Raw genomic sequence first — 24,523 nt, forward strand, 5'->3', positions numbered from 1 at the left:
CCGGGAAAGCGCGGGGATGAACGCCCGCCTATTCGGCCCGGCTGAATTCGATCCGCATGGTGTGGCGTTCCTCGCCGGCATGCGTTTCGTACATGTCCATCACGTGATGGTCGGCATCGACGATGCGCAGGGTCTCGCGCACCTGCAGCATCGATCCAGCGTCCATCGGGTCGGGCCACTGGCCCCTGAACGTGTAGGTCCGGCTCGCGGCGTCGTACCGGCCGCTCATCGTGGACGTACTGGTGGACATGTTGTCCATCCACACGGCGGTGTACTCGCCACGGACGTTGTCGTAGCCGGTGTGGCCCACGCCCTCCAGTTGCGCCCCCATGATCTCGCCGCTGTAGGCCATGCGCACCTGGCGGCCGCCGAACTCGGCGGTGGTGGTGGCCCGTGCGGTCGCGGTCGCCGGCGGGGCGTCGGGGGTCATCCAGACCGTCTGGCGCGCATTCCAGCGGCCGACGAACTGCTCGGCGAGCCGCGCGTGCTCGGGGCCGGGCGTGGATGCCTTTTCCCAGGCGACCATCATGGCCTGCTGTTCGGGACTCATCGCGGCCATGGGATCGCCGGGTGCATCCTGCGCGTACAACGGTGACGCGAGCGCCAGCGTGCATGCCAGCACGAACGCGCGGTGGACGGGGCTCGTCATGTGCCTGCTCCAGGGGTGCCGGTGGGCGGTACCCCGATCCTACGCCCGCGCGCGGCGGGGCGCATGCGGCGATGCGGTGGCGCTCAGGCCCGGATCAGCTGGCCGTCGCGGGCGTCCCGGATCACGGTGGGGGCGGCCATGCCGCCGGTCTCGCCGGGGGCGACCGCGTCCAGCGCCGACAGCAGGTCCGGGTCGAGCTGGTCGTGCAGGAACGCCGGCGGCGCGCCGGCCAGGTTGGCGCTGGTCGACACCAGGGGCGCGCCGAAGGCATGGCACAGCGCGACCACGTGCAGGTGGGCGCTTACCCGGACCGCGACGCTGTCATGCGCGCCGGTGACCCAGCGGGGCACCCGGGCGGTGGCCGGGACCACCCAGGTGTTGGGACCCGGCCAGCTGGCCAGGACGTCGTCGCGGCGGCCCTCCGGCAGGGCGTCCCAGTCGACCAGGCCGTCGAGTTGCGAGGGGCGTGCGGCGATCAGGATCAGGCCCTTGTCCACCGGACGCTGCTTGATCCGCAGCAGGCGGGTGACCGCGTCTTCGTCGAACGGGTCGCAGCCCAGGCCCCACACGGCTTCGGTGGGGTAGGCGATGACGCCGCCGCCGCGCAGGGCGGCGACGGCGTTGTCGAGGGCGGGTGAGTCGCTCATGGCCGCAGTCTGTCAGCTGTGACGCGCGCGCGCGAGCCCGTCGTCGCGTCGAGGGTCAGAATTCGACCCAGGCATCGCGCCAGTTCGAGCCCGTGCCGGGCGCGTAGTGTGCGGTGCTGTTGATGTTGCACCAGCCTCCCTCGGGGAACGGGCGACAGGCATAGAGCTTGCCGTCGCTGCCCTTGACCACGGTCTCGCCCGGCTTGTACTGGCCGATCCCGTCCGGATAGACATAGTCGTACTCGCCCGGCGGCGGCGGGTCCTGGGGCAGGGTGATGTCGATCTGGTGGCGACGCCTGGTCCCCGACAGGTAGACGTGGTTGCCGCTGGCGGAGGCGACCGGGGTGATGCTGCCGTTGGCGAGCACGCCGATCCGGGCGAAGCTGGCGCGGGCATTGACCTGCTCGCCGACGTGCTTCGGCCAGGCGGTCGTCGATCCCTGGGCGGTGGTGGCGATATCGACGTCGATCCGCTCGGCGTCGCTGCCGTCGGCATTGAACACGCGCAGCGAGACCTGGGTGCCGACGGGCAGGGCATTCTGCGCGACCAGCGCGCCGGCATCCTGCCACTGCGGCGGCGGTGGCGGGTTGGTGCCGCCGGCGAACTTGACGTCCATGCAGGTATAGAAGGCTTCCGTGGAGTCAGAGCGCTGCCAGGTGTTGTAGATCACGTGGCGCCCGCTGCGCTGCGGGAGCTGGCAGCTCAGGTGGTAGTTGCCGTCGGCCGACAGCGGCGTGTTGCCGATGCGGCAGAACTCCTGCAGGTCCGACCACTTCAGCGCGGTGTTCGGGTTCCAGCCTTCCGGTGTCACGTAGAACACCCATTCCCGGGTCGAGTGCGGCGCCGTGCCCTTGAACAGGAACTCGTAGCGACCGTTGGCTTCCGGGGCGATGTCGGTGGCCTGCCAGTCGCTGCGCACCAGGTCGAGGCCGCGGAAGGTCGGGTTGTTGCCGCTGCACAGCTTGCCGTCGGGTACCACCGCCTGGTGGTTGCCGTTCGCATTGGCCTGGTTGATGCCCATCCAGTCGTAGAACAGCTGCGGCCCGGCGACTTCCCAGGCCGCGCGGCAGGCTGGATCGGCGGGATTCTCGCGGTTGCCCTGGGCGCAGGCATAGATGCGGCTGACGGGTTTGACCATGGTGCCGTGGGCTTCGGCGCGGCCGAGGGGCAGGGCGCCCAGGAGCAGGCAGGTGGCGATCGCGCCCCACTGCAGGTGCGGGTGTGTCTTCATGACGGTGTGCCTCTGAATGGATGTCCGGTCCGGATCCCCCGGCGGGCAGAGTAGACAACGATGTCATGAAGAGCTGTGATCGCGCCGGCGGAACAAGGCCTCGCCAGGTGTGGCTTTGGAGCCTTCTTCGCGCTCTTATGCATTCGGTCGATATGTCCTGTGCTGTCCTGCATAAAAAAAGCGGACAAAGTGGACATGGTCGGACATCGAGGGTGCCAACGAAAGCGGCCACCCGGAGGTGGCCGTTTCCCGGGCGGGGAGGGCGGCGGTCAGCCTGCGGTCTTGCCCGCGGCCTTCTTGGTGGGTGCCTTCTTGGCGGCTTTCTTGGCGGTCTTTTTCGCCGTCTTCTTCGTCGCCTTCCTGGCGGCCTTCTTCGCCGGTGCCTTGGTGGCCGCTGCCTTCTTGGCCACTTTCTTGGCCGGTGCCTTCTTGGCGGCCTTCTTGGCGAAGCGGCTGCGCACCGGCTTGCCGGTCTCCTCGAGCAGCTTCAGGGCCTCTTCCAGGCTGAGCGAGGCCGGTTCCCGGTCCTTGGGGATCTTGCCGTTCATCTTGCCGTCGCTGATGTACGGTCCGAAGCGCCCGTTGAGCACCTGGATGTCATGGCCCTCCCACTCGCGGATGATCCGGTTGCGCGCGATTTCCTCCTTCTCTTCGATCAGCTCGACGGCACGGGCGAAATCGATGCTGAAGGGATCGTCCTCCTTCTTCAGCGAGGCATAGGTACTGCCGCGCTTGGCGAAGGGCCCGAAGCGGCCAATGCCGACACTGACGGCCTCGCCATTGGATTCGCCCAGGGCGCGCGGCATCTGGAACAGCACCAGCGCTTCCTCCAGGCTGATGGCATAGATGCTCTGCCCGGGCTGGAGGGAGGCGAACCTGGGCTTCTCCTCGTCCTCGACGGTGCCCATCTGCACCAGCGGGCCGTACTTGCCGATGCGCGCGCTGACCTGGCGGCCGCTGGCGGGGTCGTCGCCCAGCACGCGCACGCTGCCCGAGTCTATCTTGTCCAGCGATTCCTTCTTCTCGTCGACCAGCTGCTTGAAGGGCCCCCAGAAGCGCTCCATCAGCGGCACCCACTCCTCCTCGCCGCGGCTGATCGCGTCCAGCTCGTCTTCCATGCGCGCGGTGAAGTCGTAGTCGACGTAGCGCGGGAAATGGTTGGACAGGAACTTGCTCACCGCACGGCCAACGTCGGTGGGGCGGAAGCGCCGGCTTTCGAGCTCGACGTACTTGCGGAAGATCAGGGTGGCGATGATCGAGGCGTAGGTCGAGGGGCGGCCGATGCCGTACTCCTCGAGCGCCTTGACCAGCGAGGCTTCCGAGTAGCGCGGCGGCGGCTCGGTGAAATGCTGGTCGGCGTGGATGCGGTCGAGCGGGATGCGGTCGCCGGGGACCATCGCCGGCAGCTTGCGGCCCTCGTCGTCGTCGTTCGCGCCCTTGCTGTCCTTGCCTTCCTCGTAGACGGCCAGGAAGCCCGGGTCGACCACCGTGGTGCCCGACACGCGGAAGCTGTGCTCGCTGCCGGCGGCCATGTCGACCGAGACGGTATTGAGCCTGGCCGGGATCATCTGGCAGGCGACGGCGCGCTTCCAGATGAGCTCGTACAGGCGGCGCTGGTCGTCGTCGAGGTAGCGCGACACCTGGGCCGGCGTGCGCAGCGCGGAGGTCGGGCGGATCGCCTCGTGCGCCTCCTGCGCGTTCTTGGACTTGGTCTGGTAGGTGTTGGGCTTGTCGGGCAGGGCACCGGTGCCGAAGTCTCGCGCGATCACGTCGCGCAGCTCCGCCAGCGCGTCCATCGACAGGTTGACCGAGTCGGTACGCATGTAGCTGATCAGGCCGACGGTGCCCTCGTCGCCGATGGCCACGCCCTCGTAGAGCTTCTGCGCGACCTGCATGGTGCGCTTGGTGGTGAAGCCCAGCTTGCGCGAGGCTTCCTGCTGCAGGGTGGAGGTCGTGAAGGGCGGCGCCGGACGGCGCTTGCGCTCCTTGGAGTTGACGTCGGTGACCTGCAGCGCGCCACCGGCGGCCGCGACGATCCGCTGGCGGGCGGATTCGGCGGACGCCCCGTCGGTGAGGGTGAACTGCTCGAACTTCTTGCCGTCCAGCTTGACCAGGCGGGCGGTGAAGTCCTGCTTGGGATGCTTGCACTCGGCCTCGACCGACCAGTACTCGCGGGCCTTGAACGCCTCGATCTCCTCCTCGCGCTCGACGATCATCCGCAGCGCCGGCGACTGCACGCGCCCGGCCGACAGGCCGGCCTGGATCTTGCGCCACAATACCGGCGAGAGGTTGAAGCCGACCAGGTAGTCCAGCGCCCGGCGCGCCTGCTGGGCGTCGACCATCGGGGTGGAGATGTCGCGCGGCTCGTTCATCGCCTCCTTGATCGCGCGCGGCGTGATCTCGGTGAAGACCACCCGCTGCAGCGACTTGTCCTTGAGCAGGCCGCGTTCTTCCAGGATCTCCGCGATGTGCCAGCTGATCGCCTCGCCCTCGCGATCCGGGTCGGTCGCCAGGTAGAGCGCGTCGGCGGACTTGGCGGCCTTGGCGATCGCGGCGACGTGCTTTTCGTTCTTCTCGATCAGGTCGTAGCGCATCGCGAAGTCGTGGTCGGGGTCGACGGCGCCCTCCTTGGGCACCAGGTCGCGGACATGGCCATAGGAGGCGAGGACCGTGAAGTCCTTGCCCAGGTACTTGTTGATCGTCTTGGCCTTGGCGGGCGACTCGACGATGAGGAGGTTCTTGGCCATGCGGTGACTCCACGGGGCGGCGATTGCCCCGCACGTATATACAGCAAAGAAGGCGACGCCCGCGGCAAGACCGCGGGCGCTTGGGAGGTATTCCTTATTATTAGTGGAATCACGCGGACCGGGGTGCTGTCAAGCACGACCGGTCAGGGAAGGGCGATGGCACGCCGGCCGGGCGGGTCGGGAAGGCGCCCGGCCCGCCGTTGCCGTGCTCAGCTGTTGCCCATGGCCGCCATGAACCCGATGAGGACCAACAGGGCGACGTAGGCGAGCACCAGCAGCCCGCCGATCACCAGGATCACCGTGGCCACCGTGCCCAGTTCATGTCGCTGACGCTCGGGATGGTCGGTGAAGGCCCACTGGTCCACCACCAGCGTGCTGCACATGATGTCGTGCAGCGCGCGCTTGCGATCGGTGAATGCCGCCATGATCAGGCCGACGTAGAGCAGCAGCGAGCCGAGCACGACGCCGAAGTAGCGCCCGACGCCGCGCGCGAACGAGATCCGGTGGCCATCGTCGTCGGTGACCTTGATACCGACCGCCATCTTGCCCAGCGTCGCCTGCCTGGAGGACGCGTGGAAGGCGGCGAAGTACACCGCCTGCAGCGCCAGGGGCACGATGACCATGCCGATCAGGATGCCCATCATGCCGCCCGCCAGGAGACCGGCCGAGCCGCCCGTCATGGCGCTTGCGCTGACGCCGAAGAACATCGCCATGACCACCATCTGCACGATCCAGCTGACCACGCCGACCGCGAAGCTGTCGATCATGTACGCCGCGACGCGCTTCCAGAATCCGGCGTAGACCACCTCTCCGCCGCCCTGGTAGCCGCCCAGGTCGGTCAGCGTGGATGCGGGCGGGGCGTACGGCGACGCGAGCGGTGCCGGGGCGCTGTTGTAGGGGTCCATGCCGTCCGACACCGTGGGCGTTGCCGTCGCTGCCGTCGCTGCCGTCGCCGTCGCCGTCGCCGTCTCCGTCTCCGTCGCCGCAGCCGTCGCGCCGGGCCCGAGGATCTCGTCGGCCATCGTGCGCCACGGCTGCCATTGCGACATGCCTTCGCGCCAGACCAGCGCATCCGCCGCCAACCGGCCGCTCGCGTGCAGTCCGGCGAGTGTCGATGCATCGATCGGGCCTTGGCGGTTGCGTTCCTCGTCGCTGTAGTACCACTGTGTCATCGCATGTTCCTTGTTCGTCGATCGTGTGTTCCGGGAAGCGTGGGCCCGTCAGCGCGCCCGCTCAGCGCGGCGGCCGTGCCCGGGGGTGCGTCAGGGGCCGTCCAGCGGGGCCCGGCAGTGTCTCGGCCGGAAGCGGGCGTCGAGGCTGCCTTCGGTGCACGTCCATTCGAACCCGCCACCCTCGTCGGGCATGCCTTCGAAGCGCAGCGTCTGGCCATCGATGCGCGCCGCGTCCGACGCGAACCGGATTTCGTACTCGCAGGGCAGCTTGCGCACCGAGCCGATGCGGACCTCGGCCACCTGGTCGCCGGCATAGGCCCCGGGCGCCTCGAAGCCCTCGTCGCCGTTCTCCGGGCAGCGGCCCGTGGCGGCATGGAAGTCAGCGATCCGGACTTGCAGCAGCTGGCTGGCGGCGACGCCCTGGGCCACCTTCGCGCGCAGCGTGTAGTCCTGGTACGCGGGAATGGCGACGGCGGCCAGGATGCCCAGCACAGGGATCGCCAGCGCGACCGCCACGAGCAGGGCGATCACGCAGCCGGACATGCCCTTGCGCGGCGCGGGGGCGGCATGGGCAGCCGGTCGCGCATGGACCGGAGGTACGCCGGGCGGAAGGGGGGGCGGCAGGTGGGGGGCGGGCGCGATCGCGTCCAGCCCCAGTTCGGCCGCCATTCGCGATAGCGGTTGCCATTCCGCCATGCCCGCTCGCCAGGCCAGCGTGTCGGCCTGGACTTCGCGCTTGCGCCAGGCATCGCGCAGCTGGTCGGCATCGATCGGACCGACCCGCCCGCGGGCGGCATCATGGAAGTACCACTGGTTCATCGCGCACTGTCCCCCTGTCGTGCCATTGCCTGCTCGCCTGGCGCCTCCCCGCGCCATGCGGCCGATCGTCCTGGATTCATGGCCGCCGCATATGCAAGCGCCGGCCAGCCTTTATACCGGCTGCCGGCGCTGTTTTGAATGCAGGAGGTGGACGGCGCCCCGCCCCGGGACACGGGATCAGTGCACCGGTTCGGGCTCGTCGGCGAAGATCTGCGTTTCCATCCAGGCGTAGGCGGCTTCCGCGCCCGGCTGGTTGAACAGCACCATCAGCACGACCCACTTGAGGTCGTCGAGGTCCAGTTCGTCCTGGTCCAGGGCCATGGCGCGGTCCAGCACCAGCTCGCGTTGGCCGGCGTCGAGGATGCCGTGCTGCTCCAGGAACATCAGGAAGCCGCGGCAGTCGGTGTCCAGGCGGTCGAGTTCGGGCGCGGCGAAGACGCGGGTCGGGCCGTTGGGCCGGGCCACGCTGGCGGCGGGGCGCTGGCGGGCCAGCGCATCGAGCCATTCGAAGGCCTTGTTGATCTCGGCGGGACTGAAACCGGCCTGGCCGAGTTCCTCGATCAGGGGGCCGCCGGTCAGGGATTCCTGGTCGCGGACCAGGTCCGATTCTTCGGTGAAGTAGTGCTCGAACAGGTACAGCAGGACGTCCAGGATGCTCTCTTTCATTTCCCTCGGCCTGCGCCGCATGCGGCGCGGTGGTTCAGGAGGAATCGCCGGTCGATGGACTGGCCCGGCGGCGGTTCCGACTGTGTCCGTTCAGTGGCGACGGAAGTACCGGCCATGCTGCGACGTCACGCGTCCTTCAAGCTCCATGACCAGCAGCATGGAGGACACTTGGGCAGCCGTCAATCCGCTGCGTTCGACCAGTTGATCCATATCCGTGGGGTCATGGCCAAGCGATTCCCACAATGTGTTGTGGTCCGGGCCGTCGCATGATTCCTTGAGACTATTCCCGGGCGCACCTCCACCGGAGACGGCGGGTGGGCCTTCCCCGATGACGTGATCCCCGGATGTGGGGGCGCCGAGGCGGCGACGCAAGTCGTCCGCAAGGCGGAAGGCGAGCGGTGCCAGGGCGTCGGTCAGGTCGTCGATGTCCTGCACCAGGGTGGCGCCTTCGCCGATCAGCCGATGGCAGCCACGGGCCATCGGGTTGTGGACCGAACCGGGCACCGCGAAGACCTCCCGCCCGGCCTCCGCAGCCAGTCGTGCGGTGATGAGCGCCCCGGAACGCGCCGCGGCCTCGATCACCAGGGTGCCCAGGGTCAACCCCGCGATGATCCGGTTGCGACGGGGGAAGTGTTCCGGCCGGGGACCGGTGCCCGGCGGGAACTCGCTGACCACCACGCCCCGCGCGAGCAGGTCGGCATGCAGGTCGAGGTTCCCGGGCGGGTAGGCGACGTCCGGCCCGGTGCCCAGGACGGCGATCGTGCTGCCGCCCTGGGCGAGGCAGGCCTGGTGCGCGACGGTATCGATGCCGGCGGCCATGCCGCTGGTGACCGTCAGGCCCGAGCGCGCGAGCGCGCGGGCGAAGCCGCGCGCATTGTCGAGACCGCCCGGGCTGGGGCGACGCGAACCCACGACGGCGACCGCCGGTTGCCAGAGCGCGTCCGGATCGCCCGCCACGAACAGCGCCAGCGGCGGGCTGTCGACCTGGCGGAGCAGGGAGGGGTAGTCGGCTTCGTGCCAGCCCAGCAAGTGGTGGCCAGGGGCGGCGAGCCAGTCGAGGATGCGTCCCGGGGGCGAGGCGGAGCTGCGCAGGGTCGCGAGTTGGGCGGGCTCCAGGCCGCAGGCGCGCCAGGTGGCGGGACCGGCCTCCAGCGCCGCCACAGGCGTGCGCGTGTGCCCGAGCAGGCGGCGGCGGGGCGCGCTGGCGCCGCCGCAGGCAAGCAGGCGCAACAGCGCCAGATGGTCGTCCGTGATCATCGGCAGGCAGGTCTTGGGCAGGCGTCCAGCCTAGCCCGGAAACGACGACGGCGCCCTCGGGCGCCGTCGCAAATGCATGTAGGACTTTTCTGATCCCGAGCTTGGGCGGGTATCAGTAGGCGGCGTCCGGATGCTTGAGCTCCTGGCCGACCTGGACCGGTCGGATGCCATCCATGACCAGCGCATAGCTGACCTTGTCGAAGGTACGGAACACCATCAGGTGGCTCGTGTACTCGTCGGGCAGGCGGACCTTGGAGCCGGCGCCGACGGCGTCGGGGCTGCGGTCATTGCCCACGGCCACGCGATCCACCGCGGTGCTGCCGACGCGCCAGGTGGAGAACACCGTGCCGTTGTCGACGCCGTCGAGCGAGCCGACCGACAGCGCGACCACGTCGCGCGGGCCGCCGGTGATGACCGCGTCGGCCACGCCCAGCACCTTGGCCTGGCCATAGGCAAGGTTCTGTGCCGGCGGGTGCGGGATGAACTGCAGGTCGTAGGGCTGCGCCTCGACCGGGATCAGGCGGTCGCCGGCGCGGACCTCGCGGCCCTTGTCGTCGACCAGCAGCGTGGTGACGTCGGATTGGCCGGCCGGGCCGCGGGTCACGGTGGCGACGGTCTGCTGCATCAGCTCATGGCCGAGGAAGTCCCCACCGCCCGGCGGGGTCATGTGGTTCCACATCTTCTCGGTGCCGGCGATGTCGTGGCCGCGGTAATCCAGGTCGATCGGCCGGCGGTTGCTGATCCCGCAGCAGCGCTCCGGGTCCAGCGTGGTGTAGGTGACGGTCGGGCGGACGACGGCGTAGCGCTGGCCCGGCTGGGCGGCCACCAGGCCCTTGGCGTACACCACCTGGCCTTCGGCGCCGCGCAGGCGGTCTTCCTCGAGACCGACCACGTAGGGCATTTCCTCGAAGCTGTCGACGACGCGCAGGTTCTTGAGGAACGGCTCGATCTCGGCCAGCGGAATGGCGTTGATCGGCGCTTCCTCGCGCGGGCCCGGGTCGACCGCGACGCGGTTGAGGTAGGCCAGCGAGATCACGTCGCCCGGGTAGATCAGGTGCGGGTTGGCGATCTGCGGGTTGGCCTGCCAGATTTCCGGCCACAGCCACGGCTTCTGCAGGAACTTGCCGGCGATGTCCCAGAGGGTATCGCCGCGCTTGACCACGTAGGTATCGGGATGGTCACCGCGCATCTCGGCCGCGAGGCCGTACGTGGCAACGGTGAACAACGCAGCGGCAACTACCGCACGGATCGGTTTAAACATGGCAGCCATCTACCTGATTCCCCTTACAGAATGCCCGCGGGCGCCATTGACGGCGGGGGCACGGGCACTATAGCCCAGATGGCGCGCGCCGTTGCAAGCCTTGAGGCCCCAATATCGGCGTTACAATGGCCGTCCTGCTTGCGTCCTGTGACCGGCGCCCCCATTTTCCAAGCCATGGCCCTGCTTCCGATCCTAGAATTCCCCGATTCCCGCCTGCGCACGGTGGCGACGCCGGTCGATCCGGCGGAAATCGCCGATCCGGCCTTCCAGACCCTGCTCGACGACATGTTCGAGACCATGTACGAAGCCCCCGGCATCGGCCTGGCCGCCAGCCAGGTCGACGTGCACAAGCGCTTCATGGTGATCGACGTCAGCGAGGAGCGCGACCAGCCGCTCGTGTTCATCAACCCGGAGATCAGCGCCCGCGACGGCGAGCAGGTCTACCAGGAGGGCTGCCTGTCGGTGCCGGGGATCTTCGCCGACGTGACCCGCGCCGACCGCATCACCGTGGAATACCTCGACCGCGAAGGCCAGGCCCGGCGCCTGGACGCCGACGGCGTGCTGGCGGTGTGCATCCAGCACGAGATGGACCACCTGCTGGGCAAGCTCTTCGTCGACTACCTGTCGCCGCTCAAGCGCGAGATGGTGCGCAAGAAGCTCGCCAAGGCCCGGCGCCAGGCCGCCGCGTAGCCCGCGAATCGAGCATGGGGAGTCGGGAACGGGTCGCTTCGTGATCCGTCCCGTCGATTGATTTTTCCGCTGGGCGCACGCCTTCGCGCGCCGATGACGCATCCTGGAGAAGCGGGACGGCACCCTGCGCCATGTCCCTTCTATTCCCCAATCCCCAATCCCCATTCCCTCCTCGCTGCCCATGAGAATCGTTTTCGCCGGAACCCCCGACTTCGCCGTGCCCTGCCTGCGCAAGGCGGCCGCGCACAACGAGGTGGTGGCGGTCTACACCCAGCCCGACCGGCCGGCCGGGCGCGGCCGCGGGCTGGCGCCCTCGCCGGTCAAGCAGGCGGCGCAGGAACTGGGCATCCCCGTCCTGCAGCCGGAAAACTTCCGCAGCGCGCAGGCGAAAGCCGAGCTGCGGGCGCTCGCGCCCGACCTGATGGTGGTGGTGGCCTACGGCCTGATCCTGCCGCAGTCGGTGCTCGACATTCCCGTCGAAGGCTGCTGGAACGTGCACGCGTCGTTGCTGCCGCGCTGGCGCGGTGCCGCCCCCATCCAGCGTGCCATCCAGGCCGGCGACGGCGAGACCGGCGTGTGCCTGATGAAGATGGAGAAGGGCCTCGATACCGGTCCGGTCCTGCTGTCGCAGTCGATCGCGATCGGTGCCGCCGAGACCGGCGGGCAACTCCACGATCGCCTGTCCCAGCTCGGCGCGCAGGTGCTCGGCGACGGCCTGGGCCTGCTGCGCGCGGGCATCCGGCCGGTGCCCACGCCGCAGCCGGAGGCGGGCGTGACCTATGCGCACAAGCTCGACAAGGCCGAGGCGAAGCTGGACTGGTCGCGTCCGGCCGCGGTGCTCGCCGACACGGTGCGCGCGTTCAATCCGTGGCCGGTGGCTGAAGCGCGGCTGGCTGGCGAACGCCTGCGCCTGCATGGCGTGGTGGCGCTCGACGAGGTGCACGAAGCGCGCCCGGGCGAGCTGCTGCGTGCCGGCCGCGAGGGCCTGGACGTGGCCTGTGGCGAGGGCGTGCTGCGCATCCGCGTGCTGCAACGCGAAGGCGGCAAGGCGATCACTGCCGCTGACTTCCTCAATGCGCGTCAGGACCTGAAGGCCGGCGCCTGACGTTCATCCGGCGAGCAGGCGCCCGCCGTCGAGGTGGATGATTTGACCGGTGCTGTAGGTCGCGTCCACCAGCAGCCAGCGCACGGCCTCGGCGACTTCATCCGCCGTCCCCGTCCGCGCCATCGGCGTGCGCGCCAGCATCGCGGCCTGCTTGTCGGTGCAGCTGTCGCCGCCCTCGCCCTCGGGCCAGAGGATCGCGCCCGGCGAGACGGCATTGACGCGCACTCCGGGCCCCAGCTCGAGCGCCAGCGACCGCGTCATCGCCAGGAGCGCGGCCTTGGCCATGCAGTACACCGTGTGTTCGTGCAGGGGGCGTTCGGCGTATATATCGGCCAGGTTGACGATCGCACCGCCCGCCTGCCGCAGGTGGGGGGCCGCGGCCTGGGACAGGAAGAAAGGCGCGCGCGCGTTGCTGGCGAACAACAGGTCCCACTGGGCCGGCGTGGTCGTGCCGATGGGCGAGGGCGCGAACGCCGAGGCGTTGTTGACCAGCGCATCGAGACGGCCGAAGTGGCCCACCGTTTGCGCCACCAGCTCCGGCAGGCGGTCGAAATCGGCCAGGTCGGCCTGCAGCGCCAGCACGCTGCCGGGCCGGGTCGCATCGAGCTCGGCGCGCAACGCCAGCGCCTCGGTCTCCGAGCCCCGGTAGTGCAGGGCGATGTCGTGCCCGGCGGCATGCAGGCAGCGGACGATGGCCGCGCCGATGCGGCGGGCGGCGCCGGTGACGAGGGCGACGGGGCGTTCGTGGCGGCTCATGCGGTCCATGTTCAGCGGCGCGCAATGCGGCGTGGGCCAGTCAGGCTATCCTGAACGCCGACGTTTTTACACCGCGCCGCCCCGCGCCCAGGCCTGCCCGTGACCCGATCCACCCTCCCCGAACCCGATGCCGGCGCGCTGGCCCACAGCGCCCGCCTGGCCGCCCACCTGCGTGCCGAGATCCAGGCCGCCGAAGGCGCCGCCATCCCCTTCTCGCGTTTCATGGAACTGGCGCTGTACGCACCGGGACTGGGGTACTACAGCGCCGGCGCCGACAAGTTCGGCGAGGGCGGCGACTTCGTCACCGCTCCGGAGCTGGGGCCGGTGTTCGCGGCCTGCGTGGCCGAGGCGTTGGCCCCGGTGCTGCAGCAGATCGGGCCGGAGGCCTTGTTCCTGGAGTTGGGAGGCGGCACCGGGGCCTTCGCCGAGGTCGCGCTCAAGCGCCTGACCGAACTCGACGCCCTGCCGGACCGCTACGCCATCCTCGAGCCCAGTGCGGACCTGCGTGCACGCCAGCGCGATCGCCTGCGCCAGCGGCTGCCGCCGCCGCTGTTCGACCTGGTCGAGTGGCTCGACGGCCCCTTCCCGCACGACTGGCAGGGCGTGCTGTTCGCCAACGAGGTGATCGACGCGCTGCCGACGCCGCGTTTCGGCATCGTCGACGGCGAAGTCCACGAAGAGCACGTCGTGATCGACGGCGAAGGCTTCGCGCGGATCAGCCGGCCGGCCGACGGCTTCCTCGCCAATGCCGTGCGCCACCTGGAGCAACGCCTGGAGCGCCGCTTCGCCGATGGCTACCGGTCCGAGCTGTTGCCGCAGCTGCCGTACTGGATCCAGGCGGTCTCCGGCGGCATGAAGCGCGGCGCGATGCTTTTCGTCGACTATGGCTATCCGCGTGCGGAGTACTACCTGCCCGAGCGCGACGACGGCACCCTGCGCGCCTTCTACCGGCAGCACGTGCACGCCGACCCGCTGCGCTGGCCGGGCCTGCAGGACATCACCGCCTCGGTCGACTTCACCGCCCTGGCCGAGGCCGGGGTGGGCGCCGGCTTCGACTTCACCGGCTACTGCTCGCAGGCCAGCTTCCTGATGGGCAATGGCATGGCCGGCGTGCTGGAGCGAATCGAACGCATCGCCGACGAGGGCGAGCGCCTGCGCCGCACCGAAGAGGTGAAGAAGCTCACCTTGCCCAGCGCGATGGGCGAGCGTTTCCAGGTGATGGGCTTCGAGAAGGAGGTCGAGTTCGGCGCTGCCTTCCTTGCCGGCGACCTGAGCTTCCGTCTGTGAGCCGCCGCCGATGAGGCCGGTCCTGCGCCCGCTGCGCTGGCCCCGGACCTGGTTCTGCGCCTGGCTGTTTTTCGTCGCCGGGGTGGCGGTGGCCTCGCTGCTGCCGGCGCGCGACCTGCCGCCGTTGCCGTTCGAAGGGGTCGACAAGCTCGAACACCTGCTCGCCTACGCGGCGATGGCGACCGGCGCGGTCATGCTGTTCGCCTCGCGCCGCACCCATGCCGCGGTGGCGCTCGCCCTGGTCGCGATGGGCATCGCCCTTGAGTTCGCGCAGGGTGCGCTGACCGACTCGCGCATGGCCGATGGCGCCGATGCCCTGGCCAATGCGCTCGGGGTGGCCGTGGGCTGGGGACTGGGCCGCACGCCGGTTGCCCGCGGACTGCGGGTCCTGGAGCGCTGGCTGCCCGGCGGTACGGGCACGCAAGGACGCAGCGCGTCCTGAGCTTCGACCCGGGCCGTGACCGCGATCACTCCGCGCGGCTGCGGGCACTTGCGGCGACGTTAAAAAATGGTGAATCTACGGCCGCCTGACAGGGGGGTCGGGCGTCACCATCACAACGAAAGGAATCGCCCATGATTGCCCGTCCTTCCCGGCTCGCGCTCGCCGTCGCCGCATCGCTGGCCGCCATCCTCGCGCCGGCCCATGCCCAGCAGGCCGAAGACGCCGCCACCACCCTCGACCGGATCGAAGTGACCGGCTCGCGCGTCCTCGGGCGTACCGCCGAGGAGACCGCGGCCCCGGTCGACATCATCGGACGCGAGGAAATCGAATCCACCGGCGCGATGGAAGTGGGCCAGATCCTGCAGATGCTGGAGCCCTCGTTCAATTTCTCGCGCACCTTCGTGTCCGACGGCACCGACATCCTGCGCCCGGCCACGCTGCGCGCGCTGGGCCCGGACCAGGTGCTCGTGCTCGTCAACGGCAAGCGCCGCCACCAGCAGGCCCTGGTCAACGTGCAGCAGACCATCGGGCGCGGCTCGGCCGGCACCGACATCAACGCGATCCCGGTGTCCTCGATCGAGCGCATCGAAGTGCTGCGAGACGGCGCCGCCGCGCAGTACGGCTCGGACGCGATCTCCGGCGTGATCAACATCATCCTGAAGAAGCAGACCGACCACACCGACGTCGTCGTCGAGGGATCGCAGTACTACGCCGGCGACGGCGAGATGCTGCACGGCTCGGTCAACACCGGCTTCAAGCTCGGCGCGGACGGCGGCTTCCTCAACCTCTCGGCCGAGGCCCGCAACCGCAACGAGACCAATCGCGCCGGTCCCGACAGCCTGCGCGTCGATCCCCCGCGCGTGACCCAGCGGCTGGGCGACGCCGACGCCAAGGACCAGTACCTGTGGTTCAACGGCGGGCTGCCGGTCGGTGGCGGCGAGCTGTATGCCTTCGGCGGCCTGTCCCGGCGCGAGGGCGACTCGTCGGGCTTCTTCCGCAGCGCCGGCGACAACCGCACCGTGCCGGACCTGTATCCCGACGGCTTCCTGCCCAACATCCTGACCACGGTCGACGACGGTTCGATCGCGGTGGGCTACCGCGCGCCGCTGGGCAACACCTGGGACTGGGACATCTCGGTCAACCACGGTCGCAGCCGCTTCGGTTTCGAGGAAGGCAACTCGGTCAACGTATCGTGGTGGTACGAGCCGATCGATCCGGCCGATCCCTCCGCCGGCATCTACGCCGACTCCCCGACCCAGGCCGACACCGGCAAGCTCGAGTACGACCAGACCACCTTCAACCTCGACTTCCGCGGCAGCGTGGGGGGCTTCAACGGCGAGCCGCTGTACCTGGGCACGGGCCTGGAGTACCGCCGCGAGAACTATGCGATCCGCGCCGGCGACCCGGTGTCCTACAGCTATGGGCGCACCAACGATCGCGGCATCGACATCGTCGGCCAGACCGGCGATATCGCGCAGCCGGGCATGCAGGGCTTCCCCGGCTTCTCGCCGACCGAGGCCGTCGACGAGGGGCGCCACAACGTGGCGGCGTACCTGGACGCGGAGACCAACCTCAGCGAACGCTTCCTGCTCGGCGCCGCCGTGCGCTTCGAGGACTACTCCGACTTCGGCAACACCACGACCGGGAAGCTGTCGGCGCGCTTCGACGCGACCGAGGCCTTCGCCGTGCGCGGCACGGTCTCCACCGGGTTCCGCGCACCCGGCGTGCAGCAGCTGTTCTACGGCCAGCGCTCGACCAACCTCAACGCCGCCGGCGTGCTGACCGACACCCTCACCGCGCGCCAGGACAGCGACGTCACCCGAGCCTTCGGCATCGAGCCCCTGCAGGAAGAAACCTCGACGAGTGGCTCGCTGGGCTTCGTCATCACCCCGAACGATCGCTTCTCGCTGACCGTCGACCTGTTCCGCATCGACATCGACGACCGCATCATCTTCTCGAGCAACATCCAGCCCGAGTCGGTCGGCACCGATGGCAACCCCTGCGCGGTCGACAACGCCAACTGCCCGATCAGCGCGATCCTCGACCCGATCGGTGTCGGCCAGGTGTTGTTCTTCACCAACGCCATCGACACCCGCACCACCGGCCTGGACATCGTCGCCAACCACAACACCGAGTTCCAGGGCGGTTCGACGCTCAACCTCACCGCATTGCTGCATTTCAACGAGACCGAAGTGACCGCGCGCCGCTCGCAGTCGCCGATCCTCTCGCCCGAGGCGCTGTTCGACGACACCCAGGTGACCCTGCTCGAGGAAGGCCAGCCGGGCGAGCACCACGTGCTGCAGGCCATCTGGGGCAAGGATGCGTGGCAGCTCACCGGCCGCGCGAACTACTACGGGTCGGTTGCCGGCGAAGGCTTCACCCCGGGTATCAAGCAGACCTGGGGCGGCAAGACCCTGTTCGACCTGGCGGTGCGCTATTCGTTCTCCGACGCCCTGGCCCTGACCGTGGGCGGCAACAACATCTTCGACACCTATCCCGACAAGTGGGACGCGGTCGACGGCGCTCCGTTCCCGCAACTGGGCTTCAAGTACGGCTGGGAGACCTTGCCGTTCGGCATGAATGGCGGTAGTTATTACATGCGGCTGAACTACAGGTTCTGACCCGACGACAGCAGGGGGAGGGATGCCGGGCGGTGGGGAGACTGCCCGGCATCACTTTTTCGGACAGGCGCCGGGCCCTTTCGTGCCGCCCGACGCCGCCCAATCCGCCGGCCGAATCTCATCGGGGTCGCATTGCCGTAGCAACTGTGTTCGTCAGATGGCGATGTAGGGTGGGTAGAGCCGAAGGCGAAACCCACCGTCGCGACGCTGCACGCACGACGCGCGATGGGTTTTGCTTCGCGCTACCCATCCTACGAGGCGCGTGGGATCGCGAGGCAACCGCAAAGGCGACTCGCCTCGCAGCCCGGGTAATCGAAGCGCACCCACCGAAAGTTGGAAAGGCCTCGTGCAATAAGCGAAGCGCATTGCACCATGGGCCGCCGAAGGCACGCCAAGCCCTCGCATCCATAGGATGGATCGAGCGAAGCGATAGCCACCACCGGCGCGCGCATGACCGCCGCGCCAAAGGCTGGATTCCAGCGTTCGCTGGAATGACCGTCAGGGGGCCGCCGTAGGGTGCAAGAAAGCAAAGCGCATTGCACCGCACCTCGGCCCCGTGGGTCGGGCGCAAGGCGGTGACCCGCGGCTCGACCCCGTCATCGCGTGTTGCGATGCCGGTGGCTGTGCGCGCCGGGCGCGAGAGGCGAAGGTCGACTCACCAAAGGCTGGATCCCAGCGTTCGCTGGGATGACGAGATGAGGGTGCAAGGCGTGGCGCGACGACGTAGCGCCGTAGGGTGCAATCGAGCAAGGGGATAAGGGTTCTCCGTCTTATCCGGACGTGACCTTGCCCGTCAACGCGGCGATGCCGGTTGGATCTCAATCACCCCGGGGGGCGGCTGCGATCGCGGCGATGCGCGCGCGGCGCAGGGCTTCGCCGACCTCGGGGCCGGAACGGCCTTCCGCGACATCGCGGGCGCGCACGGCACAGGCGGCGGCGAATGCCGCGCGCAGGCCGGCTGCCTGCGGGTAGGGGGATTGCTCAAGGCCGGTCCGGCCGCGTTTGTCGGCCTCGCACACCGTGGCCAGGCCTTCGATGCGGCCGGGGTTTCGGAAGCCGTCGCAGCGGGCGATGAGGTCGTGCACGGTGGCGGCGCGCAACTCCATGAACCGGTGCACGTTGAGATGCTCCCGGCAGGCGACGGTGGCGAGCTGGCGGTGCTCGGCGGGCATCTTCAGGCGCTCGCACAGCGCGGTCAGAGGCGCCAGGCCGGCATGTTCGTGGCCGACGTGCGCGGGAAGACGGTCGGTTGGGGTCAAGGCCTTGCCGAGGTCGTGGACCAGCGCCGCGAAACCGATAACGTCGTCGCCGGGCGCCAGTCGCGCGGCCATGTCGCAGACCAGTTCGACGTGGATGCCGGTGTCCACTTCGGGGTGGTACTCGGCCCGTTGAGGGACGCCGTACAGGGCGTCGACCTCGGGCAGCACCACCGCGAGCGCACCGCAGTCGCGCAGGGTGCGCAGGAAGGCCGAGGGCGCGGCGGTGCGCAGGGCGCCGCGCAGCTCCTGCCAGACGCGCTCGGGGACCAGTGACGACAGCTCGCCGGAGGCGACCATGCGCTGCATCATCGCGCGCGTCTCGTCGGCGACGGTGAACCCCAGCGGCGCGAACCGCGCCATGAAGCGCGCCGCGCGCAGCACGCGCAGCGGGTCTTCCTCGAAGGCGGGGCCGACATGGCGCAGCACGCGCGCGCGAATGTCCGCCGCGCCGCCGAAGGGGTCTACGAGCATGCCGTCGGCGGCTTCGGCGATGGCGTTGATGGTGAAATCGCGACGGACCAGGTCGTCTTCCAGCGTCACCGTCGGGTCGGCGTGGACGACGAAGCCGCCATGGCCGCGGCCGCTCTTGCGCTCGGTGCGCGCCAGCGCGTGTTCCTCGCCGGTGTCCGGGTGCAGGAACACCGGGAAGTCGCGGCCGACCTGGCGGAAGCCGCGCGCGCGCATCGCGTCGGGCGTGCTGCCGACCACCACCCAGTCGCGGTCGCCGGGCGACAGCCCCAGCAGGCGGTCGCGCACGGCGCCTCCGACGAGGTAGGTCGTGCTCATCGCGCCGCGCTCATCCGGCTTCGTCCAGGCCGAGGATCGCGGGCACGCGCTCCACCACCGGCGTCGCGGTGATGCCCAGCCGCGCCAGTCCGTCCTCGATGCTGACCGAATCCAGTTGCAGCGAGCGCCAGTTGTCGCGGCTGATGGGCTTGCCGGGCAGGAACTCGCCGACGTTGGCCTGCAGGCGCCCGAGCGCGTCCGGCAGGGGCAGGACCAGGCGATGGCGCCCGCGCGCCCGCGCGGTGAGGCGGATGATGTCGGCCAGGTCGAGCACGTCGGGCCCGACCAGCGGATAGGTCTGGTGGATGCTGGCCGGATTGCCGAGCGCGCGCGCGAAGGCTTCGACGACGTCGCCGATCCACACCGGCTGGAACTTCGCGTCGGCGCGCCCGACCGGCAGCACGGGGGCGAAGCGCAGCAGGCCATCGAAGCGGCAGAACAGGCCATCGCCCGGACCGGCGATCACCGAGGGCTGGAACAGGGTCCAGTCCAGCCGCGATGCGCGCACCTCGCGCTCGGCGTGGCCGCGCGCCTGCAGGTAGTGGCTCTCGCCCTTGCCGGCGTGCAGCGCGCTCATCTGCAGCAGGCGACGCACGCCGTTGTCGTGCATCGCGGTGAGCAGCGAACGCGTCAAGGCGGTGAACACGCGCTCGAAGCCTTCGCCGCTGTCGCCCTTTTCGTTGAGGATGCCGACGAGGTTGACGACGGCGTCGGCATCGTCGAGCACCGCACGCAGGAAGCCGACGTCGTGCACGTCGCCTTCCAGCAGGCTGGCGTCGCGTGTGAGGCGTGCGCGGCGGGCCTGGTACTCGGCGGGTGCCTTGCCGGGACCGCGGCTGAGCACGGTCACGCGCGCGCCATCGTCGAGCAGGCGCTGGACCAGCGGGCGGCCGACGAAGCCGGTGCCGCCGAGGACGACGACATGGGTGGCGGGCGTGGTGGCCATCAACCTGCCTCCGCCGGGGCATGCGTGCCGGCGTCGCACACGAAGTGCTTGCGCGGCCCGTCGACGCGGCCGCGCATGCGATCGCCCAGGGTGAGCGCGTCGCCGTCCAGCTTCCAGTCGTAGATCACGCTGAAGGCCAGCACGCGGGCGACGTACTCGCGCGTTTCCCGGTAGCTCACCGTCTCGATCCAGAAGTCCGGGTCCATCCCCGGGCGCTGGGTGCGCCAGCGCAGCAGCGGCGTGGGGCCGGCGTTGTAGCCGGCGATGGCGAAATAGGGCTGGCCGCCGTTCTCGTCCATCATCTGCCGCAGGTAGGCGCTGCCGAGGATGATGTTGGTGTCCGCGTCGTACAGGCTCTGCGCGCCGCCCCAGGGCAAGCCCAGGCGCGCGGCGACGCTCGCCCCCGTACCCGGCAGGATCTGCATGAGGCCCAGGGCGTTGGCGGGGGAGCGCGCGCGCGGATTGAACGTGCTCTCGGCGCGGATCTCGGCGGCGATCCAGGCCGGGTCCAGGCGGTTCTTCGCCGCCTCGCGGCGCAGGGTGGCGTCGTGGTGCAACGGGAAGCGCAGGTCGTACAGGCGGCGCTCGTCCTCGTTCTTGAGGTCGAGGCCGAACACCGCGCGGTCGAACCAGCCATTGGCCAGTGCGTAGTCCACCGCCACCAGGCGCTCGGCGTCGCTGAAGCGCGAACGCGCGTCCTTCCATTCGGCCGCGGCCCAGCCCGGCTGCTCGAGCCGCGCCAACAGGACCGCGCGCCGGAGGGCGTCGTCGCCGGTCACCCGGGCGACGGTCGCGGCCGGTGCGTCCGGCTGCCACGGGCACAGCGTGTAGGGCTGCTGGAGGCGGTCGGCGGCGAGGAAGCCATGGAAGTCGCTGTTGCCCGCGGCGAGGCCGTACAGGCGTTTCGCGGCCGCGGCGTCCCCGGCCTTCTCGGCCAGCCGCGCCTCGAAGTACTGCCAGCGCGATTCGTTGCGTTGCGCGTCGCCCATCTTGCGTACCGCCGCCAGCGCGGCAGGCCAGTCCGAGCGCGACATCGCCTCGCGCACGCGCCATTCGTGCAGGCGCGGGTCGTAGCTGGCGGCAGGCACGGCGGCCAGGCGCCGCGCCGAGTCGGGCAGGTAGGAGGCCACCGTCCACAGCGCGACCTGGTACAGCACGCGGCCACGATCGGCCTCGCTGAAATCCAGGGCGCGGGCGTACTGCGGCAATTGCGCCTCGGCGGCGTCGGGGTCGGCCTTGCCCAGGCGCGCCAGGCCCTGGGAGGCGACCAGCCGGCTGCGCGCGGTCTTCGGCCAGGACAGCGCGCGCGGATGCGGCGCGTCGAGGAAGGCGGCGTAATCGTTGGCCAGCGCCTGCTGCTCGGCGGGCAGGCCACGGGCGATGCTGCGCATGACGCCCGGTTGCCACGCCTCGGCGGCCAGGTCGAAGCGTTGCCAGCGCAGCTCCGGCGTCAGGCCACCGCGCGCGGCCAGGGCCGCGAACGGCGGATCGCAGGCATCGGGCAGCGACTCGCCGCTGCGGGTCCAGATGGCCTGCGCGCGCGCATTCCAGTCGCCCGACGCCTGTCCGGTGGCCTGTTCCGCCTGCAGCCGCTGGCAGGCCAGTGCGGTGCCGTCGACGCCGTCGCGCCAGGCGGCATTGAAGGCCGGCCAGTCCTCGCGGCGGGCGAGCTGGGCCAGCCAGGCCTTGCGGAAGGTCTCGGCGACCGGGCGGCCCTCGTGGCGCGCCAGGAAGGCTTCGGCGCGATCGCGTGGGACGGTGTCCAGGTCCCGTGCGAGGCTGGCGTACTCGATCCACGGGTACAGGGGATGGTCGGCGAGATCGCCGTAGGCGCTCGCGTCGAAACGGCCGGCCCGCGCGGCGTCGATCGCTTCGCCGACGCGCGGCAGGCGCGGGTCGGCGAGCGGCTGCATCGACGAGGCGCGCGCGGCCGGGCTGGCCGATGCGGCGATCACGGCCGGTGCGGGGGAAGACTGTGCGCAGCCGGCCGCCGCGAGGGCGGCAAGGGCAAGCGCGACGATGGCATGTCGGGGGAGGGGGGCGCTCATCCGCCGACTATAGCCGAGCGCATATGAAGCCTTTGACGATGCGCGTGCCCCCATGCGCCATGCAGGTCACGCCGCACGCGGGCACGCATCACGCCGCGGCATCGTGGGCTCGGCGGCGGTGCGCGCAGCGTCGCCTTCCCGTACCCTTCACGCGACTCGACGCCGGTGCCGACCATGCTGCTTTCCCTGCCCGTCTCCATGTTGCTGTTCCTGCTGCTGGGCGCGATTGCCGGCGTGCTCGCCGGCCTGCTCGGCGTCGGTGGCGGACTGGTGCTGGTCGCCGCGCTCGCCTGGCTGCTGCCCTTGATGGGAATTCCGCAGGAGGCGGCCATGCATGCGGCCCTGGCCAGCTCGCTGGCGAGCATCGTGCTCACCGCGGCCGCATCGGCGCGCGCGCACCACCGCCGCGGCAGCGTGATGTGGACGACGGTGGCCTGGATGGTCCCGGGGCTGCTGCTGGGCGGATGGATCGGCAGTGGCCTGGCGGTGAGGATCGACGATGCGGTCCTGCGCTACCTGGTGGCCGGCTACTGCCTGGTCGCCGCGGCGCAGATGCTGCTCGGGCGTCGTCGCGCGACCGGTGGCGACGCAGCACCCCCCCGCGGCGTCGGCATGAGCCTGGCCGGCAGCGGCATCGGCGCCCTGTCGGCGGTCATCGGGATCGGCGGGGGCAGCATGACGGTGCCCCTGCTGGTCGCACTGGGTTCGGCGCCGGTGCGCGCGGTGGGCACCTCCTCGGCCTGCGGCGTCGCCATCGGGCTTGCCAGCGCCCTGGGCTACGCCCTGCATGCGCCCGCGGGCGCGCTGCCTGCCCATGCGCTGGGCTATGTCTACCTGCCGGCCGCGGCGGGGGTGGCAGCGGCCTCGGTCTTCGCCGCGCCGTACGGCACGCGCCTGGCCCACCACCTGTCGGGGGAAGCCCTCAAGCGCGTGTTCGCCGCGTTCCTGGTCCTCGTGGGCGGCAGCCTGCTACTGGGCGCCTGACTCAGGCCCAGACGTCGTTGGGCGCGGTGTAGCCGCCGCCGGCGTCCCCCGTGTTGACCACGCCGCGCGGCTCGACGAGCAGGATGCGGCATTCGTGCTCGGCGACCGGCCGGTGCTCGACACCGCGCGGTACCACGTACATCTCGCCTGCCGCCAGCTCCACGCGGCCATCGCGGAATTCGATCGACATCGCGCCATCGAGCACGATGAACGCTTCGTCGGTGTCCTCGTGCCGGTGCCAGACGAAATCGCCCTGGATGCGCGCGATCTTGAACTGGTAGTCGTTCAGTTCGGCGACCACGCGCGGTGACCACTGCTCGCTGAAGCCGGCGAAGCGGGCGTCGAAATTGATCGGGACATGCGGCATGTTGTCTGCGTTTCCTGCGTGGGGTCGAGCGGCGCGACAGGCGCGATGTCGGCCTGCCAGAGGTTCCAGTAATACAGTGTCAGGGCCAGGCCGCCGGGGCAGTCGACGGTGTCGCGGGTGACCGGCATGGCCTCCAGCCAGCGCTCGTGCGCGTCGGCCTGCGCGATGCTGCGCGGCGTCTCGCAGAACGCCATCGTCCAGTCCGAGAACTGCCGCTGCGCGATGGTCTCGCGCGAAAGTTCACGGAGTCCGCCATGGCTTCGCGCCGCGCGGATCCGGCAGTACGCCGACTCCACGCCCTCGGCCGGACCCTCGACATACTGGAAGAACGCGCCGCGGTGGTGGAAGAGCACGCCCGAGACACCGGCATCGCGGTTGTAGCGCCGTGCATCGAGCAGCAGCGCGTCCATCCGCCAGGGCGGCAGGCCACGACGGGCCACGCTGGTCCAGGTGATCGCCAACAGGTCGTTCATGCGGGCTCCCCACGGTCGGTACCGAAGGTGCGCCTCCCCCCAGGCGTACGGGGCACGGGTCTCCCGGCCCCGTGCCTGGTTTCGATCATCCCCCCGGGCGCGGGGGCCGTCAAACGCCCAGGGGGGCGGCCCGACCGGTGGGCCGGTGCTGCCGCTCGCCTGAACATCTGTTCAGCTTCTCGTCGGGAAGCGGCGGCCCGGCGTGCAGACGCTCGCCGGGAAGCCCATGGCATTCAAGGGTTTAGCGCGGTGGGGCCGGCGGATGGCCCGGTCCGGCTCCCGCCTCCCGGCAGTTGTGGTGGATTCACAA

The 24,523-nt window shown here is 70.2% G+C and carries 21 protein-coding genes; 6 read left to right on the top strand and 15 right to left on the bottom strand.

Features of this window, described 5'->3' with window-relative positions:
• Nucleotides 1-28 precede the first annotated feature (28 nt).
• From H4F98_RS12135 to H4F98_RS12175, 9 genes are all read right to left on the bottom strand, one after another.
• On the bottom strand, nucleotides 29-649 hold the full coding sequence (locus tag H4F98_RS12135) for a DUF1579 family protein (RefSeq protein ID WP_182688033.1): 621 nt from the start codon (nucleotides 647-649) through the stop codon (nucleotides 29-31).
• Nucleotides 650-732: 83 nt separating this feature from the next.
• Complete coding sequence (gene tsaC / locus H4F98_RS12140) at nucleotides 733-1,296, bottom strand: L-threonylcarbamoyladenylate synthase type 1 TsaC (protein WP_182688034.1); 564 nt, start codon at nucleotides 1,294-1,296, stop codon at nucleotides 733-735.
• A gap of 55 nt (nucleotides 1,297-1,351) precedes the next feature.
• Nucleotides 1,352-2,527, bottom strand: coding sequence for a lytic polysaccharide monooxygenase auxiliary activity family 9 protein (locus H4F98_RS12145; protein WP_182688035.1), 1,176 nt, complete (start codon nucleotides 2,525-2,527; stop codon nucleotides 1,352-1,354).
• Between the two features lie 269 nt (nucleotides 2,528-2,796).
• Nucleotides 2,797-5,274, bottom strand: a complete 2,478-nt coding sequence (locus H4F98_RS12150) for a DNA topoisomerase I (RefSeq protein ID WP_182688036.1) — start codon at nucleotides 5,272-5,274, stop codon at nucleotides 2,797-2,799.
• A gap of 209 nt (nucleotides 5,275-5,483) precedes the next feature.
• A complete protein-coding gene (locus H4F98_RS12155; RefSeq protein ID WP_182688038.1) occupies nucleotides 5,484-6,446 on the bottom strand; it encodes an RDD family protein in 963 nt (320 codons plus the stop codon).
• A gap of 90 nt (nucleotides 6,447-6,536) precedes the next feature.
• Complete coding sequence (locus H4F98_RS12160) at nucleotides 6,537-7,265, bottom strand: GYF domain-containing protein (protein WP_182688040.1); 729 nt, start codon at nucleotides 7,263-7,265, stop codon at nucleotides 6,537-6,539.
• A gap of 177 nt (nucleotides 7,266-7,442) precedes the next feature.
• A complete protein-coding gene (locus H4F98_RS12165; RefSeq protein WP_182688042.1) occupies nucleotides 7,443-7,931 on the bottom strand; it encodes a DUF494 family protein in 489 nt (162 codons plus the stop codon).
• Between the two features lie 90 nt (nucleotides 7,932-8,021).
• Nucleotides 8,022-9,194 carry a DNA-processing protein DprA gene (gene dprA, locus H4F98_RS12170; protein WP_425487604.1) on the bottom strand — a complete coding sequence of 391 codons (1,173 nt, stop codon included), beginning with the start codon at nucleotides 9,192-9,194 and terminating at the stop codon, nucleotides 8,022-8,024.
• Between the two features lie 106 nt (nucleotides 9,195-9,300).
• The gene (locus H4F98_RS12175; RefSeq protein WP_182688046.1) at nucleotides 9,301-10,449 is read right to left on the bottom strand and encodes a LysM peptidoglycan-binding domain-containing protein; all 1,149 of its coding nucleotides are present in this window, start codon (nucleotides 10,447-10,449) and stop codon (nucleotides 9,301-9,303) included.
• 174 nt (nucleotides 10,450-10,623) lie between these two features.
• Here H4F98_RS12175 and def point away from each other — a divergent pair, with 174 nt between their 5' ends.
• Together def and fmt are read left to right on the top strand one after the other, a co-directional pair.
• The gene (gene def / locus H4F98_RS12180) at nucleotides 10,624-11,139 is read left to right on the top strand and encodes a peptide deformylase (RefSeq protein ID WP_182688048.1); all 516 of its coding nucleotides are present in this window, start codon (nucleotides 10,624-10,626) and stop codon (nucleotides 11,137-11,139) included.
• Nucleotides 11,140-11,320: 181 nt separating this feature from the next.
• Complete coding sequence (fmt, locus tag H4F98_RS12185) at nucleotides 11,321-12,244, top strand: methionyl-tRNA formyltransferase (protein WP_182688050.1); 924 nt, start codon at nucleotides 11,321-11,323, stop codon at nucleotides 12,242-12,244.
• 3 nt (nucleotides 12,245-12,247) lie between these two features.
• On the opposite strand, the gene H4F98_RS12190 is transcribed toward fmt, so the two are convergent.
• Nucleotides 12,248-13,000 (bottom strand): pteridine reductase, encoded by a 753-nt coding sequence (locus H4F98_RS12190; protein WP_182688052.1) that lies wholly within the window; start codon nucleotides 12,998-13,000, stop codon nucleotides 12,248-12,250.
• 99 nt (nucleotides 13,001-13,099) lie between these two features.
• Between H4F98_RS12190 and H4F98_RS12195 the strand changes: the two genes are divergently transcribed.
• From H4F98_RS12195 to H4F98_RS12205, 3 genes are all read left to right on the top strand, one after another.
• Nucleotides 13,100-14,287: a class I SAM-dependent methyltransferase gene (locus H4F98_RS12195; RefSeq protein ID WP_343064766.1), complete on the top strand. Its 1,188-nt coding sequence runs from the start codon at nucleotides 13,100-13,102 to the stop codon at nucleotides 14,285-14,287.
• Nucleotides 14,288-14,297: 10 nt separating this feature from the next.
• Nucleotides 14,298-14,729, top strand: a complete 432-nt coding sequence (locus H4F98_RS12200; protein ID WP_182688054.1) for a VanZ family protein — start codon at nucleotides 14,298-14,300, stop codon at nucleotides 14,727-14,729.
• Between the two features lie 131 nt (nucleotides 14,730-14,860).
• Nucleotides 14,861-17,350: a TonB-dependent receptor plug domain-containing protein gene (locus tag H4F98_RS12205; protein ID WP_182688056.1), complete on the top strand. Its 2,490-nt coding sequence runs from the start codon at nucleotides 14,861-14,863 to the stop codon at nucleotides 17,348-17,350.
• Nucleotides 17,351-18,168: 818 nt separating this feature from the next.
• Here the strand turns inward: H4F98_RS12205 and H4F98_RS12210 are convergent.
• From H4F98_RS12210 to H4F98_RS12220, 3 genes are read right to left on the bottom strand one after another with little or no spacing between them, the layout of a single operon-like run.
• On the bottom strand, nucleotides 18,169-19,395 hold the full coding sequence (locus H4F98_RS12210; protein WP_182688058.1) for a multifunctional CCA addition/repair protein: 1,227 nt from the start codon (nucleotides 19,393-19,395) through the stop codon (nucleotides 18,169-18,171).
• Nucleotides 19,396-19,405: 10 nt separating this feature from the next.
• On the bottom strand, nucleotides 19,406-20,341 hold the full coding sequence (locus H4F98_RS12215) for a complex I NDUFA9 subunit family protein (protein WP_182688061.1): 936 nt from the start codon (nucleotides 20,339-20,341) through the stop codon (nucleotides 19,406-19,408).
• Entirely contained in the window at nucleotides 20,341-22,254 is a 1,914-nt protein-coding gene (locus H4F98_RS12220) for a lytic transglycosylase domain-containing protein (protein ID WP_246373161.1), read from the bottom strand. The genes H4F98_RS12215 and H4F98_RS12220 overlap by 1 nt, the downstream gene beginning before the upstream one ends.
• Before the next feature lie 309 nt (nucleotides 22,255-22,563).
• On the opposite strand from H4F98_RS12220, the gene H4F98_RS12225 reads away from it, so the two are divergent.
• Nucleotides 22,564-23,373 carry a sulfite exporter TauE/SafE family protein gene (locus H4F98_RS12225; RefSeq protein ID WP_246373147.1) on the top strand — a complete coding sequence of 270 codons (810 nt, stop codon included), beginning with the start codon at nucleotides 22,564-22,566 and terminating at the stop codon, nucleotides 23,371-23,373.
• A gap of 1 nt (nucleotide 23,374) precedes the next feature.
• Here the strand turns inward: H4F98_RS12225 and H4F98_RS12230 are convergent, their stop codons facing one another.
• Together H4F98_RS12230 and H4F98_RS12235 are read right to left on the bottom strand one after the other, a co-directional pair.
• Complete coding sequence (locus H4F98_RS12230) at nucleotides 23,375-23,740, bottom strand: cupin domain-containing protein (protein ID WP_182688063.1); 366 nt, start codon at nucleotides 23,738-23,740, stop codon at nucleotides 23,375-23,377.
• Nucleotides 23,659-24,213 carry a BLUF domain-containing protein gene (locus H4F98_RS12235; protein ID WP_182688064.1) on the bottom strand — a complete coding sequence of 185 codons (555 nt, stop codon included), beginning with the start codon at nucleotides 24,211-24,213 and terminating at the stop codon, nucleotides 23,659-23,661. The genes H4F98_RS12230 and H4F98_RS12235 overlap by 82 nt, the downstream gene beginning before the upstream one ends.
• Between the last annotated feature and the right edge of the window lie 310 nt (nucleotides 24,214-24,523).

It is taken from the genome of Marilutibacter spongiae (assembly GCF_014145325.1).
Taxonomy (GTDB): domain Bacteria; phylum Pseudomonadota; class Gammaproteobacteria; order Xanthomonadales; family Xanthomonadaceae; genus Marilutibacter; species Marilutibacter spongiae.

Bases quoted from the DNA above. Each gene is read 5' to 3' on its own strand.
- H4F98_RS12160 (WP_182688040.1), bottom strand. From the start codon at position 7,265: ATGAACCAGTGGTACTTCCATGATGCCGCCCGCGGGCGGGTCGGTCCG.
- H4F98_RS12220 (WP_246373161.1), bottom strand. From the start codon at position 22,254: ATGCAGCCGCTCGCCGACCCGCGCCTGCCGCGCGTCGGCGAAGCGATC.
- fmt (WP_182688050.1), top strand. From the start codon at position 11,321: ATGAGAATCGTTTTCGCCGGAACCCCCGACTTCGCCGTGCCCTGCCTG.
- H4F98_RS12225 (WP_246373147.1), top strand. From the start codon at position 22,564: ATGCTGCTTTCCCTGCCCGTCTCCATGTTGCTGTTCCTGCTGCTGGGC.
- H4F98_RS12200 (WP_182688054.1), top strand. From the start codon at position 14,298: ATGAGGCCGGTCCTGCGCCCGCTGCGCTGGCCCCGGACCTGGTTCTGC.
- H4F98_RS12190 (WP_182688052.1), bottom strand. From the start codon at position 13,000: ATGAGCCGCCACGAACGCCCCGTCGCCCTCGTCACCGGCGCCGCCCGC.
- H4F98_RS12145 (WP_182688035.1), bottom strand. From the start codon at position 2,527: ATGAAGACACACCCGCACCTGCAGTGGGGCGCGATCGCCACCTGCCTG.
- H4F98_RS12135 (WP_182688033.1), bottom strand. From the start codon at position 649: ATGACGAGCCCCGTCCACCGCGCGTTCGTGCTGGCATGCACGCTGGCG.
- H4F98_RS12235 (WP_182688064.1), bottom strand. From the start codon at position 24,213: ATGAACGACCTGTTGGCGATCACCTGGACCAGCGTGGCCCGTCGTGGC.
- H4F98_RS12150 (WP_182688036.1), bottom strand. From the start codon at position 5,274: ATGGCCAAGAACCTCCTCATCGTCGAGTCGCCCGCCAAGGCCAAGACG.
- tsaC (WP_182688034.1), bottom strand. From the start codon at position 1,296: ATGAGCGACTCACCCGCCCTCGACAACGCCGTCGCCGCCCTGCGCGGC.
- def (WP_182688048.1), top strand. From the start codon at position 10,624: ATGGCCCTGCTTCCGATCCTAGAATTCCCCGATTCCCGCCTGCGCACG.
- H4F98_RS12215 (WP_182688061.1), bottom strand. From the start codon at position 20,341: ATGGCCACCACGCCCGCCACCCATGTCGTCGTCCTCGGCGGCACCGGC.
- H4F98_RS12230 (WP_182688063.1), bottom strand. From the start codon at position 23,740: ATGCCGCATGTCCCGATCAATTTCGACGCCCGCTTCGCCGGCTTCAGC.
- H4F98_RS12175 (WP_182688046.1), bottom strand. From the start codon at position 10,449: ATGTTTAAACCGATCCGTGCGGTAGTTGCCGCTGCGTTGTTCACCGTT.
- H4F98_RS12210 (WP_182688058.1), bottom strand. From the start codon at position 19,395: ATGAGCACGACCTACCTCGTCGGAGGCGCCGTGCGCGACCGCCTGCTG.
- H4F98_RS12155 (WP_182688038.1), bottom strand. From the start codon at position 6,446: ATGACACAGTGGTACTACAGCGACGAGGAACGCAACCGCCAAGGCCCG.
- H4F98_RS12165 (WP_182688042.1), bottom strand. From the start codon at position 7,931: ATGAAAGAGAGCATCCTGGACGTCCTGCTGTACCTGTTCGAGCACTAC.
- H4F98_RS12205 (WP_182688056.1), top strand. From the start codon at position 14,861: ATGATTGCCCGTCCTTCCCGGCTCGCGCTCGCCGTCGCCGCATCGCTG.